General features: G+C 71.7%; 13 protein-coding genes. 4 read left to right on the top strand and 9 right to left on the bottom strand.

The genetic code is table 11. The annotated features are described in order from the left end of the window. Nucleotides 1-10 precede the first annotated feature (10 nt). Nucleotides 11-925, bottom strand: a complete 915-nt coding sequence (locus tag ACWCQ6_RS11130; protein WP_072485695.1) for an SDR family oxidoreductase — start codon at nt 923-925, stop codon at nt 11-13. Between the two features lie 83 nt (nt 926-1008). Between ACWCQ6_RS11130 and ACWCQ6_RS11125 the strand changes: the two genes are divergently transcribed. Next, complete coding sequence (locus ACWCQ6_RS11125) at nt 1009-1935, top strand: cyclase family protein (RefSeq protein ID WP_451087732.1); 927 nt, start codon at nt 1009-1011, stop codon at nt 1933-1935. A 45-nt stretch (nt 1936-1980) separates the two neighbouring features. On the opposite strand, the gene ACWCQ6_RS11120 is transcribed toward ACWCQ6_RS11125, so the two are convergent. The 4 genes from ACWCQ6_RS11120 to ACWCQ6_RS11105 form a co-directional block, all read right to left on the bottom strand. Next, entirely contained in the window at nt 1981-2487 is a 507-nt protein-coding gene (locus ACWCQ6_RS11120) for an ATP-binding protein (RefSeq protein ID WP_451087730.1), read from the bottom strand. Nucleotides 2488-3007: 520 nt separating this feature from the next. After that, a complete protein-coding gene (locus ACWCQ6_RS11115; protein ID WP_451087728.1) occupies nt 3008-3961 on the bottom strand; it encodes an acyl-CoA dehydrogenase family protein in 954 nt (317 codons plus the stop codon). Between the two features lie 7 nt (nt 3962-3968). Further along, nucleotides 3969-5129 carry an acyl-CoA dehydrogenase gene (locus ACWCQ6_RS11110; RefSeq protein ID WP_451087726.1) on the bottom strand — a complete coding sequence of 387 codons (1161 nt, stop codon included), beginning with the start codon at nt 5127-5129 and terminating at the stop codon, nt 3969-3971. 7 nt (nt 5130-5136) lie between these two features. Further along, entirely contained in the window at nt 5137-6342 is a 1206-nt protein-coding gene (locus ACWCQ6_RS11105) for an amidohydrolase family protein (protein ID WP_451087724.1), read from the bottom strand. A 144-nt stretch (nt 6343-6486) separates the two neighbouring features. On the opposite strand from ACWCQ6_RS11105, the gene ACWCQ6_RS11100 reads away from it, so the two are divergent. Then, on the top strand, nt 6487-8025 hold the full coding sequence (locus tag ACWCQ6_RS11100) for a class I adenylate-forming enzyme family protein (protein WP_451087722.1): 1539 nt from the start codon (nt 6487-6489) through the stop codon (nt 8023-8025). Nucleotides 8026-8061: 36 nt separating this feature from the next. On the opposite strand, the gene ACWCQ6_RS11095 is transcribed toward ACWCQ6_RS11100, so the two are convergent. Both ACWCQ6_RS11095 and ACWCQ6_RS11090 read right to left on the bottom strand, forming a co-directional pair. After that, the gene (locus ACWCQ6_RS11095) at nt 8062-8583 is read right to left on the bottom strand and encodes an EF-hand domain-containing protein (protein WP_451087720.1); all 522 of its coding nucleotides are present in this window, start codon (nt 8581-8583) and stop codon (nt 8062-8064) included. Nucleotides 8584-8690: 107 nt separating this feature from the next. After that, a complete protein-coding gene (locus ACWCQ6_RS11090) occupies nt 8691-9059 on the bottom strand; it encodes an STAS domain-containing protein (protein ID WP_451087821.1) in 369 nt (122 codons plus the stop codon). Between the two features lie 366 nt (nt 9060-9425). Between ACWCQ6_RS11090 and ACWCQ6_RS11085 the strand changes: the two genes are divergently transcribed. Together ACWCQ6_RS11085 and ACWCQ6_RS11080 are read left to right on the top strand one after the other, a co-directional pair. Continuing rightward, a complete protein-coding gene (locus ACWCQ6_RS11085; protein WP_451087718.1) occupies nt 9426-10001 on the top strand; it encodes an RNA polymerase sigma factor in 576 nt (191 codons plus the stop codon). Further along, the gene (locus ACWCQ6_RS11080; RefSeq protein WP_451087716.1) at nt 9998-11386 is read left to right on the top strand and encodes a maleylpyruvate isomerase N-terminal domain-containing protein; all 1389 of its coding nucleotides are present in this window, start codon (nt 9998-10000) and stop codon (nt 11384-11386) included. The genes ACWCQ6_RS11085 and ACWCQ6_RS11080 overlap by 4 nt, the downstream gene beginning before the upstream one ends. Before the next feature lie 33 nt (nt 11387-11419). Here the strand turns inward: ACWCQ6_RS11080 and purU are convergent, their stop codons facing one another. After that, nucleotides 11420-12298 (bottom strand): formyltetrahydrofolate deformylase, encoded by an 879-nt coding sequence (gene purU, locus ACWCQ6_RS11075; RefSeq protein ID WP_451087714.1) that lies wholly within the window; start codon nt 12296-12298, stop codon nt 11420-11422. A gap of 28 nt (nt 12299-12326) precedes the next feature. Further along, nucleotides 12327-12773, bottom strand: coding sequence for an SCO4402 family protein (locus ACWCQ6_RS11070; protein WP_072485707.1), 447 nt, complete (start codon nt 12771-12773; stop codon nt 12327-12329). Between the last annotated feature and the right edge of the window lie 16 nt (nt 12774-12789).

Below are 12789 nucleotides of genomic sequence, written 5' to 3'. Positions count from 1 at the left end.
GTCCAGGGCCTCACGCGTTCGGCCGGGCCTTCGCCGCCGCCGCCGCGGCCATCTCCTCCAGCCGGGCCAGCATCGGCATCGGGTCGGTGCCCACCGTCCCCGGCAGGAAGTCCGCGATCCGTTCCGGGGTCCACGCCCCCTCCACGTATCCGGCCCGCAGCTCCCTCGGCTGGGCCCAGACCGCGATCTTCGGCCCCGCCACCGTGTACACCTGGCCGGTGATCTTCTCCTGGCGGGCCCGGTCGCTGAGCAGGTAGACGACGAGCGCCGCCACGTCCTCCGGCTCGCCGATCTCCTTGAGTTCCATGGGGACGTTGGCGGACATCCGGGTGCGGGCGACCGGGGCGACGGCGTTGGCCGTGACGCCGTACTTGTGCAGGCCGAGCGCCGCGCTCCGGACCAGCGAGATGATCCCGCCCTTCGCGGCGCTGTAGTTGGCCTGGGCGACGCTGCCCTGGTGGTTGCCGCTGGTGAAGCCGATCAGGGTGCCGCCGCCGTCCTGCTTGCGCATCACCGCCGACGCGGCCCGGAAGACGGTGAAGGTGCCCTTGAGGTGGGTGGCGACCACCGGGTCCCACTCCTCCTCGGACATGTTGAACAGCATCCGTTCCCGCAGGATCCCGGCCACGCAGACGACCCCGTCGATCCGCCCGAACCGTGCGAGCGCCGTGTCCACGATCCGCTGTCCGCCGGCCATCGTGGAAATGTCGTCGGCGACCGCCACCGCCTCGCCGCCCGCCGCCTCGATCTCCTTGACGACCGACTCGGCGACCTCGCTGCTCGGCTCGCCGCCCTCGATGGAGACGCCGTAGTCGTTGACGACGACCCGCGCCCCCTCGGCCGCCGCCGCGAGCGCGACCGCCCGCCCGATGCCGCGCCCGGCACCCGTCACGGCCACCACCTTGCCTGCCAAGAAGTTCCCCATGCCCGGCCCCTTCCCGCGGTTTCTGACGGACCGTTAGATTTTATGGGCCATCAGGTCCACGAGCACAAGCCCCAGGAGGCGCCATGTCACTGCCGGCCGAGTTCCACGACATCGCGAAGCGGGTCAACAACTGGGGCCGCTGGGGCGCCGACGACGAGATCGGGACGCTCAACCTGATCACCGACGCCGTGGTGCGCGAGGCCGCCGCCACCGTCCGCAGCGGTCTGCGGATACCGCTCGCGCTCCCCCTCCGGCAGGACGGCGTACAGAGCGGGCTGATCCCCGGGCGGATCAATCCGCTGCACACCATGGTCCAGATCAACCAGGAACTCTTCGGCCCCGGCACCGTCGCCACCAGCGACGACACCGCGGTCCTGAGCCTGCAGACGGCCACCCACTGGGACGCCCTCACCCATGCCTCGCACTCCGGGAGGATCTACAACGGCCGCCCTGCCGCGACGATCACCGCACACGGCGGCGCGGAGTTCAGTGGGATCGACAAGGCCCCGCACATCGTCTCGCGCGGGGTTCTGCTGGATGTGGCGCGCGCCCTGGGTGCGGACCGGCTGCCCGGCGACCACGCCGTCACCCCCGAGGACCTGGAGGCGGCCGAGGAGCTGGCGGGGGTACGCGTCCGGTCCGGCGACATCGTGCTCGTACGGACGGGGCAGGTGCAGGTGTTCCTGGCGGGCGACAAGCACGCGTACGGCTACCCCTCGCCCGGCCTTTCGGTCCGGACGCCCGAGTGGTTCCGCGCCCGCGATGTGGCGGCGGTCGCCAACGACACCCTGACCTTCGAGATCTTCCCGCCGGAGATCGACGATCTGTGGCTGGGGGTGCACGCGCTGGACCTGGTCGAGATGGGCATGCTCCAGGGCCAGAACTGGAACCTGGAGACGCTGTCCACAGCCTGTGCACAGGAGCGGCGGTACGCCTTCCTGCTCTCCGCGATGCCGGAACCGTTCGTCGGCGCGACCGGTACGCCGGTGGCGCCGGTCGCGATCCTCTGACCGCCCGGAACGACTGCTTTAACCTTTATGCAAGTGCTTTAACCTTTATGCAAGATGTGTCGCAGCGCGCGAAACCTTGCGCACATCGCGGTCCGCCTCGCCCGTGCCCTGCGCGCCGAAGTGCGAGGGCAGCTGGATCAGCGGCGCGCCCCGGTCGACCTCGCACCAGATGCGCTTGCCCGCGCCCTCCGGCTGCCAGCCCCAGCGGTCGGCGAGGCCGTCGACCAGCTCCAGGCCCCGGCCGTTGGTGTCCTCGCCCGCTGCGTGGCGCGGCTGCGGCGGGCGGCAACTGGCGTCGGCCACCTCGACCCGGACGGTCCCGGCCACACCCGCCGCGCCGGTCAGGCCGAACAGCATGCGCAGCACGGCCGGACACCCGGTGTGCACCACCGCGTTGGTGACCAGCTCCGAGATCAGCAGGATGAGCGTCTCGGCCAGCGGCTCGTCATCCCGTATCCCGGACCCGACCAGTCTCGACCGGGCCCATCTACGGGCCCGCCCGACCTCCGCGGGATCCGGCCCGACTTCCAGCTGAACCTGAAGCACCTGCACCGCTCACACCATCCGAACCGGCGGACACATCGCCTCGCGCCTCCTCGGGGTCACGGAACGTGACTCCCCTGCGAGACAGCATGGTTGACGTACAGTCACCGCAACAAGCGCTTCGGGCATATTCCAGCGCGAAGGAGTACGCGTGATGCATACTGTGCGACGCACGTTGCGGGGAGTCGAACAGAGGCGCACGCAGGCGGCCGCGGAAGCCGCCTCCCGGGCACGTCCGACGCTTCTGCCTGGACAGCGAGCAGAGCGCCTCTGCCGGGCCGGAGTCACCGCACGGGCAACACCCGGATCGCCCGGTTCCAGTTCCTGTCGCATCCCACGGAGCGTACCCGAGCCCGGCGCCGACTCCGCCCCGTGACGGACTACGTGATGGGCGCAGGAAGGCGCCCGCGCCCATCGACTGCACTGCGTAACTCCGCAGCGTGAAGCTCACGGCGCTGCCTGTCACCTTCCCGCGTCAGGCGTTGCCCCGCTTCCGGGCGCCGGAAGCCTGCACGGAACCCGTCCGGCTTCAGCACAGGTCCCCCGCAAGCACCTCCTCGGCCGCCGCCGCCGTCAGCCACTGCCCGGACCGCAGCCAGGCCCGCTTGAGGTGCAGATGTACGTCGGACTCCCAGGTGAAGCCCATGCCGCCGTGCACCTGGAGGCAGTCGCGCGCATTGCGGACCGCCGCGTCGTCGGCGAGCAGTTTGGCACCCGCGATCTCGACCGGGTCCGCGGTCACGGCCGCCGCGTACACGGCGCTGCGGGCCAGTTCGGCGCGGACGAGCATCCCGGCGCACAGATGTTTGACCGCCTGGAAGGAGCCGATGGGCGCGCCGAACTGTTCGCGCGTACCGGCGTGTTGGACCGCCATCTCGGTCGTCCGGGCGGCGCTGCCGAGCTGTTCGGCGGCGGCGAGCAGGGCGCCCTCCTCGCGCAGCCGCCCGGCCCCGGGCAGCTGCTCGCCCGCCTCCACCGGGTCCGCGACCCGCCACAGGGGCGTGAACGGGTCGGCCGACCGTACCGGGCCCGCCGCGTCCCGTACCGGTGCGGCGTCCCGCAGCGTGCCGACCGAGGCCCGCGTCGCGTCCCCCGAGGCGAGTACGAGCAGCGCGTCCGCCTCCCCCAGGTGCGCCACCGGCTGCCCCGCGTCGAGCACGGCGACCACCGCCTCACCGCGCGCCGCGCCCTTCACCGAACCGGCGGCGAGATGGGTGGCGATCAGCGGCCCCGGCAGCAGCGAGCGCCCCGCCTCCTCGAAGAGCAGGACCGCTTCGGGCAGCCCGAGACCGACACCGCCCTCCGCCTCCGGCAGCCGCAGCGCGAAGAACCCGGCTTCGCCGAGCTCCCGCCACAGCGCCCGGTCGACGCCGGTACCGGCGTCGAGCGCGGCCCGCATCCGGTCCCTGCCGAAGCGCCCGGCGAGGAGTTCGCGCACCCCCGCCCGCAGGGCCCGCTGGTCGTCCGAGAGCTGGAAGTCCATGAGTGCGTCAGCGCCCCTTCGGCAGGCCGAGTATGCGTTCGGCGACGATGTTCCACTGGATCTGCGAGGTGCCGGCGGCGACGGTGTACGAGAGCGAGGAGAGCCGGTCCAGGACCCACTCCCGGTCCAGGTCCGCACCGTCCGCGCCGAGCACCTCGGCCGCCGCCTCGTACAGCTCCTGGCGGGCGTGCGAGTAGCGCAGCTTGAAGACCGAGCCGCCGGTCCCGGGCACGCCGCCGCCCCCGGCCCGCTGCGCCTCGCTCACGTTCCACTGGGTGAGCCGCCACAGCGCCCGGAACTCGGCGTTCAGCCTGCCCAGCCGGCGGCGCAGGACCGGGTCGTCCCAGCGTCCGGTGCTCCGGGCCTCGGCCGCCAGTGCCGCCAGGGTGCGGCGGCAGGCGACGACCTCGCCGACGAAGGCCGTGCCGCGTTCGAAGGAGAGGGTGACCATGGTGACCCGCCAGCCGTCGTTCTCCGCGCCGACGCGGTGGGAGACGGGCACCCGCACCTCGTCGAGGAACATCTCGGCGAACTCGGTCGACCCGGCGAGGGTGCGCAGCGGGCGGACGGTGACCCCGGGGGCGTCCATCTCCATCGCGAGCCAGCTGATCCCGCGGTGCCGGGGCGCCGCCGGGTCCGTACGCACCAGCAGCTCGCACCAGTCGGCGACCTCGGCGTGCGAGGTCCAGATCTTGCTGCCGCTCACCACGTAGTGGTCGCCGTCGCGCACCGCCCTGGTCCGCAGCGCGGCGAGGTCCGACCCGGCCTCGGGCTCGCTGAACCCCTGGCACCAGATCTCGTCGCCGCGCAGCACCGGCGGCAGCCAGCGGGCCCGCTGCTCCGCGGTGCCCTCGGCGGCGATCGTCGGGCCGGCGTGCAGCAGCCCGACGAAGTTCGCGCCGACGTACGGGGCCCCGGCCCGTTCCGTCTCCTCCAGGAAGATCAGGTGCTGGGTCGGGGTCGCGCCCCGGCCGCCCGCGTCGACGGGCCAGTGCAGGCCCGCGTAGCCCGCGTCGTACAGCATCCGCTGCCAGGCCGTGTCGTACGCGCGGCGCCCCGGCCAGTCGTCGGGGCCGGGCTTCGCCGGCAGACCCGGGAGCACGGCGGCCAGCCACTCGCGCAGCCGCGCCCGGAACTCCTGTTCCTCCTCCGTGTACGCGAGGTCCATCGCGGGCCTACTTCTCGCGGTCCCGGTCCAGGTCCAGACCGAGCATCCGGATCGCGTTTCCGCGCATCAGTTTGTAGACGGTCTCGTCGTCCAGCCCCTTGACGTGGTCGAGGGCGACCTCCTTGGTGTGCGGGAAGGTCGAGTCCACGTGCGGGTAGTCGGTCTCGAAGGTGGCGTTGTCCCGTCCGACGACGTCGAGCGAGGCGACGCCGTGCTTGTCGCGGAAGAAGCAGCAGAAGATCTGCCGGTAGTAGTACGTGGACGGCGGCTCGGGGATCAGACCGCGCACCCCGCCCCAGGCCCGGTGCTCCTCCCAGACGTCGTCGGCGCGCTCCAGGGCGTAGGGGATCCAGCCCATCTGGCCCTCGCTGTAGGCGAGTTTCAGCCGGGGGTACTTCACCAGGACCCCGCTGAACAGGAAGTCCATCATCGAGGCCATGGCGTTGTTGAAGGAGAGGCTGGCCTGCACGGCGGGCGGGGCGTCCGGCGAGGCGGCGGGCATCTGGGAGCTGGACCCGATGTGCATGTTGACCACCGTGCCGGTCTCCTGGCAGACGGCGAAGAACGGGTCCCAGTAGCCGGTGTGGATCGACGGCAGTCCGAGATGGGTGGGGATCTCCGAGAAGGTCACCGCCCGCACCCCGCGTGCCGCGTTCCGCCTGATCTCGGCGACGGCCAGGTCGATGTCCCAGAGCGGGATGATGCAGAGCGGGATGAGCCGGCCGCCGCTGTCGCCGCACCACTCCTCCACCATCCAGTCGTTGTAGGCGCGCACGCAGGCGAGCGCGACCTCCTTGTCGTGGGCCTCGGCGAAGGTCTGGCCGCAGAAGCGCGGGAAGGTGGGGAAGCAGAGGCTCGCCTCGACGTGGTTGAGGTCCATGTCCTTGAGCCGCTCGGCCGGGTCCCAGCAGCCGGGTCGCATCTCCGCCCGGGTGATCCCCTCCAGCGTCATGTCGTCGCGGTCGAAGCCGACGGCCGCGATGTTGCGCTTGTACGGGAACTTCAGGTCCTCGTAGATCCACCAGTCGGTGGGCGGGCCGTCCGGGTCCATCGTGATGACGTACTTGCCGCCCGTGTACGCCAGCTCGCCGATGCCCGCGGTGAGCGGCTGCGGACCGCGCTCGCGGTACTTGGCGGGCAGCCAGGTCGAGAAGAGGTGCGGCGGCTCGATCACATGGTCGTCGACGCTGACGATCCGAGGCAGTTCCGTCATGGTGTCCCCTTCGGCGCACACATTTCTGATGACCCGTCAGATTGACGTCGACCTCAGGCTAGCCCCGCACCCCTGGACCGACAAGGCGCAGCGCTCTACGCTCTCCGCACTATCTGACTGTCCGTCAGCTGTGAGGGGTTCGCCGTGACCGAAACCGCGCACGCCCTGGGTGCATCGGGCACCTTCTGGGAACTCGTAGAACGCCGGGCCGGCCTGACCCCGGACCGCCCGTTCCTGATCCAGGACGACCGCACCCTGACCTTCGGCGAGCTGCGCACCCGCGGCGAGCGGGTCGCGGCCGGGCTGTGGGAGATGGGCGTGCGGCCCGGCGGCGTCGTCGCCTGGCAGCTGCCGACCCGGATCGAGACGGTGCTGCTGTCGTTCGCGCTGACCCGGATCGGGGCGGTGCAGTCGCCGGTCATCCCCTTCTACCGGGACCGCGAGGTGGGGTTCGCGCTGCGCGAGTCGAAGGCGGAGTTCTTCGCCGTACCGGGTACCTGGCGCGGTTTCGACCACATCGCGATGGCCGGACGGCTGGCGACGGACCGGCCGCCGGTGGTGTTCGAGGCGTACGCCTCCCTGCCGGACGGCGATCCGTCGGTGCTCCCGCCGCCGCCCGCCGACGGCACGGCGGTGCGCTGGATCTACTGGACCTCGGGCACCACCTCCGACCCGAAGGGGGTGCTGCACACCGACCGCAGCCTGATCTCGGCCGGCTCCTGCCTGGCCCACGCGCTGCGTCTGTCGGCCGACGACATCGGCTCGATGGCGTTCCCCTTCGCCCATGTCGCCGGGCCCGACTACACGGTGATGCTGCTCCTGTACGGCTTCCCCGCGGTCCTCTTCGAACACTTCGCGATGCCGGACGCGCTGGAGGGCTACCGCCGGCACGGGGTGACGGTCGCGGGCGGCTCCACGGCGTTCTACTCGATGTTCCTGACCGAGCAGCGCAAGGCCCCGGACCGCAGACTGATCCCCACCCTGCGGCTGCTGGCGGGCGGCGGGGCACCGAAGCCGCCGGAGATCTACCACGCGGCGGTACGGGAGATGGACGTCCAGCTCACCCACGGATACGGGATGACCGAGGTCCCCATGATCACGATGGGCGCCCCCGACGACACGGTGGAACACCTCGCCGAGACGGAGGGGCGGCCGCCCGCGGGCATGGAGATCCGGATCACCGACGAGGACGGCAAGCCGCTGCCCTGCGGCACGGACGGCGAGGTGCGGCTGCGCGGGGAGGCCGTCTGCGCGGGCTATCTGGACCCCGCGGCGTCCACGGCGGCGTTCGACGCGGAGGGCTTCCTGATCACCGGCGACGTCGGCCATCTCAGGGAGAGCGGGCATCTGGTGCTCACCGGGCGGCTGAAGGACATCATCATCCGCAAGGGCGAGAACATCTCCGCCAAGGAGATAGAGGACCTGCTGCACCGTCACCCGGACGTCGGGGACGCGGCGGTGATCGGGCTCCCGGACCCGGAGCGGGGCGAGCTGGTCTGCGCGGTCGTGGAACAGCCGACGGGCGCAGCGCCGCTGACGCTGGCGCAGATCACGGGGTATCTGCGGAGCGAGGGGCTCTCCGTGCACAAGCTGCCGGAGCGGCTGGAGGTGGTGGCGGCGCTGCCGCGCAACGAGGCCCTGCGCAAGGTGCTGAAGTACCGGCTGCGGGAGCAGTTCGCCTGACGGGAGGGGCGGGGCGGCGCCCCGCCCCTCCCGGCCCTACGCGTCCGGGGCGAACACCGTGAAGTAGTCGGCGAACGCCGACACCGCCTGGTCCTCGGTGATCGTGCCGTCCTGGTCCGCGTCCAGGGCCCGTGCCGCGAGCTGTGCCGTCCCGGCGTCGGCACCCAGCACCCGCAGCACCCGCTCCACGGCGGGGACGGAGGCGGCGCTCCGGTGGTCCCGGTCCGCCACGGCGATCGCCGCGCGCAGGAAGGGGCGGGCGATCTCCGCGAAGCGCTGCGGGTTGTCGCGCAGCCGTTTCACGGCCCCGCCCACGAACTCCTCACGGGTGACGCGCTGGTCCCCGTCGACATCGGCGATGCCCGCCATGCCCTGCCAGAACGCCTCGGCCCCGGTGTAGAGCGCCTGGCCCTCGTCGCAGCGCGCCGTCGTGCCGAATTCGGCGAGCAGACGGGCGGCGGCGGCATTGAAATCGGCGCGATCGATGTATCCGTTGCCGTCCTGGTCGAAGGCGGCGAAGCGGAAGGCGATCTTGCGCTCGTACTCTGCGCTGTCCATGCGGGGAGCGTACGACGCCGGGAGGCGTCACGTGTCAATTACTCGCTCCGCCGATGTCACGAACCGGCCATCGCGCCCCGGTCCGGTCCGCCGCGCCCGGGACGGCCTCACGCGGAGAGCGGCCGGGACCGCTCGTCGACGGCCGCGTACCGGTCGGGGTAGACCTCGAAGAGACGGCGTACGCCGAGGGCGGCGAGGACCCGGTTGACGTGGGAGCCCTCCTCCGCGCCCCGGGCCGGCAGGATCAGCCGCAGCCGGCCCCCGCAGGAGCGCATCAGCCGGCGGGCGGCGATCAGCACGCCGACGCCGCTGGAATCGCAGAACAGGACCTCGGAGAGGTCGAGCACCACGTCGTGGCGGCCCTCGGCGACCGCGTCGTGGACGGACTGGCGCACGGCGGGCGATGTCACCAGATCCAGCTCGCCGCGTATGCGCAGTACGGTCCATCGGCCCTGCACGCTCTCGGCCACTCTCAGCGCGTTCCGGGAATGTTCCTGGGTGAGCCAGGGGGCATGGATGGTTGCGGCCCGGGGGCGGTGTCCAGGAGGACAAGGTTTCCTCACGCGACTGGCCCTCTCACTCCGGGGATTCCGGCGATCCGGAAGTTTCCGTTCCTTCTCGCGGCTGCCCCGGCCGCACCGCTGTGAAACACCGGGCGACCTGTCAGGACACAACGGGATTCGGGCAGAAGTCATCACTTCGACTCGAATTCCATCGATGCTTGCGGACGCATTCCCTACCATGCCGGGCCTCTTCGCGGGCGTACTTGCCACAAAGAGACGTGCATCTTCGGTGCCGCCGACTACATTCGGTGTGACGAGGGGAACAGGGCTGGGGGTCGCATGGCTGGAAACGCACCACCTCGCTGGGACCACAAGATGCAGCAGCGGCTGGCACGCGGTGAGGCGGCTGCTCTCGGCGAGCTCTACGACCGGTTCGCCTCGCTCGTGCACAGCCAGGCCCACCGCATGCTCGACGACGAGACCGCCGCCGACCTGGTGACCCGCGAGGTCTTCGGCTACGTGTGGGAGAACCCCGACGCCTACGACCCCCAGCAGGGCTCGATGCGTTCCTGGGTGACCCGGCTCACGCACCGCCAGTCCGTGCGGCGGCTGCGCGAGGAGGACGGCCCGCGCGACGACGCGGACGAGGACGGAACCGGTCTGGAGGAGCGGGTGCACCGGGCCACGGCCGCGGCACGGGCCGACTACATCGTCGCGTCCATGCCCGCCCCGCTGCGGGCCGCACTGGAACTCGCGTACATCCAGCGCCGGGACTACCGGCAGACCGCGGCCGACCTCGGGGTCACCGAGGACGAGGCCCGCCGCCGGCTCCGGCTCGGGCTGCAGTTGCTCTCCACCGCGCACACCCGCCCGCTCGAAGGGACGTCGCCGCCCGGATACGGACGGCCCCTGTGACCGGCGACGACCCGAACGGACGCGAGGACGGCGGACGCGACGACGAGGTGCGGGGCGCACGGCGCATACCGGCACCACGGTCCGCCGCGGACGACCTCGACCTCTCCGCCGTCCCGCTGCCGCCCGTCCCCGCGCCCCCGCCCGAGGCGCCGCGGACGGGCCCGCGGCCGAGCCCGGAACCGACCCCGCGGCCGCCGACATCGGAACCGGAAACCGCCGTGGCACCACCGGTCCCATCCGACCCGACGGACCCGCCCGGCCCGCTGGTGCTGGGGCACCGTGTCCTGAAAGCGCTCCTCGGCGCGTGGGCCCTGGCGGCCTGCTCGGCAGCGGAGACCGAGGCCGTCGAGGCGCATCTGACCGAGTGCGCCGCCTGCGCGGACGAGGCCCTGCGGCTGCGCGACGCGGTCGGGCTGCTGCACACCGACCGCAGCCTGGACCTCGACCCGACGCTGCGCACCCGGGTGATCGACGCCTGTCTGAGCCGCCGCCCGGCCGATATCCCGGTGCCGGACTGGGCCTCGCCGTACGACGCGGAGACCGCGCGGCTCGACGCGCTGCTCCGTGACATCGGCGACTCGGAGTGGCACGCCCCGGTCCGGCTGAAGTGGTTCGAGAGCGAGCAGGAGACCACCCGCAAGACCACGGTCGCGGGCGTCATCGGCCATCTCATGGCCGTCGACGGACTGGTCTCCGCCGCGCTCGGCCTCGACACGGCGCCCGGCGACGGCACCCGCGATCCGGACGCCGACTGGCCGCTCTCACCCACCGCACGTACCGAGAAGTACTGGTCGGCGGCGCGGCGACCGCCCACCCGGCAGATCCGCGAGCCGTGGCGCGAGCAGAGCCACACCCTCATCCGCACGGTGTCCTTCGCCGGCCGCAGGGTCTCCGAGCTCTCCGTCTCGTACGGGGACTTCGCCCTGCCGATGCACGACTCCCTGCTGGACCGGGCCTTCGAATGCTGGGTGCACGGCGGCGACATCGCGAACGCGGTGGACTATCCGTACAAGGCACCGTCCGCCGCCCACCTCAACCGGATGATCGACCTGGCGGCCCGGCTGCTGCCCGCCGTACTCGCCGAGCGCCGCAGGGCCGGTCTCGCCGGGCCCGCCCGCCATCTGGTGACGGCCGGTTCACCGGGCCGTTCGCTGCATCTGGAGGTCGAGGGCTCGGGCGGCGGCGACTGGTACATCCCGCTGGACTCCCCGGCCGCGCTCGGCTCCCCCGCGCACACCGTGGCGCAGGTTGCACTCGACGGTGTGGAGTTCTGCCAACTGGTGGCCGGGCATGTGCCACCGGTGGAGGCGGCGGCCGGTCAGCAGGGCGACCGCGAGGCGATCCGCGACGTGCTCTTCGCGGCGGCCTCGCTGAGCCGCCTGTAGCGCCTGGGGCCGCGAGCCCGCCGGAGGCGGCCCCTACGCGAAGATCACCGTCCGGTGGCCGTTGAGCAGGATGCGGCGCTCGGCGTGCCACTTCACGGCCCTCGCCAGCGCCTGGCACTCCACATCGCGCCCGATGGCGACCAGCTGGTCCGGCGTGACGCCATGGCCCACCCGCTCGACCTCCTGCTCGATGATCGGCCCCTCGTCGAGGTCCGCGGTCACATAGTGCGCCGTCGCCCCGATCAGCTTCACACCACGGGCATGCGCCTGGTGGTACGGCTTCGCGCCCTTGAAGCTCGGCAGGAAGGAGTGGTGGATGTTGATGATCCGGCCGCTCAGCTGCTTGCAGAGGTCGTCCGAGAGGACCTGCATGTAGCGGGCGAGGACGACCAGCTCGATGTTCTCCTCGCGGACCAGCTCCAGCAGCTGTGCCTCCGCGGCGGCCTTGGTCTCCTTGGTCACCGGGATGTGCCGGAAGGGAATGTCGTACGAGGCGACGAGTTCGGCGAAGTCCGTGTGGTTGGAGACGACGGCGGCGATCTCGACCGGCAGCGCCCCGATCCGGGAGCGGAACAGCAGGTCGTTGAGGCAGTGCCCGAACTTGCTGACCATCAGCACGATCCGCATCCGGTCCGAGGAGCGGTGGATCTGCCAGTCCATCCGGAAGGAATCGCCGACCGCGGCGAAACTGTCCCGCAGCTTCTCCAGCGTCACCGGGGCGTCCGCCGAGAAGTGCACCCGCATGAAGAACAGACCCGTGTCGTGGTCGCCGAACTGCTGGCTGTCCTCGATATTGCAGCCAGTCATGAAGAGATAGCTCGACACGGCGTGCACGATGCCCTTCTTGTCAGGGCAGGAAAGGGTGAGGACATACTCCTCGGGGGCGGTCTCAGCAGGCTGCGGCGCGGTCATCCCCGTAGCGTGCCACACTCGGCAGCCCTCAGGCCGACCTGGTCAGAATGCGGAGCACGTCGAGGGAGCGCGGCGGCGTGTCGGGGTCCTCGCCGTCGTTGCCGGCGAGCAGCACATGCGCCTCGCGGGCGGCCCGTACGGCCTCCTGCCAGCCCTGGTGCTCCAGGTATGCCGAGACGGGGGCGTCCGCGCCGACCTGGTGCATGATGCGCAGCACCCGGAGCACCGCGACGTCCACGAGGGCGGCCTCGCCCGCGTCGCGGAAGATCGTCCCTATGTATTTCTCGGCGGACCAGTTGTCCAGCCAGGTGTCCTCGACCAGGCGGTACACGGCGTCGGTGACGTCTCCGTACCCCTCCCTCCCGGCCAGCCAGCACTCGTGGTGGAAGACGGGGTCGGAGAGCATGTGCAGCGCCGAGCGCACGTTGCTGCGCCAGCGCCACCAAGGCATGTCATTCAGCGGCATGCCGCCCATGGTGGAGGAGCGACGG

The sequence above is a fragment of the Streptomyces sp. NPDC001880 genome (assembly GCF_053594575.1).
This window is presented reverse-complemented; position numbering and strand designations above follow the sequence as displayed.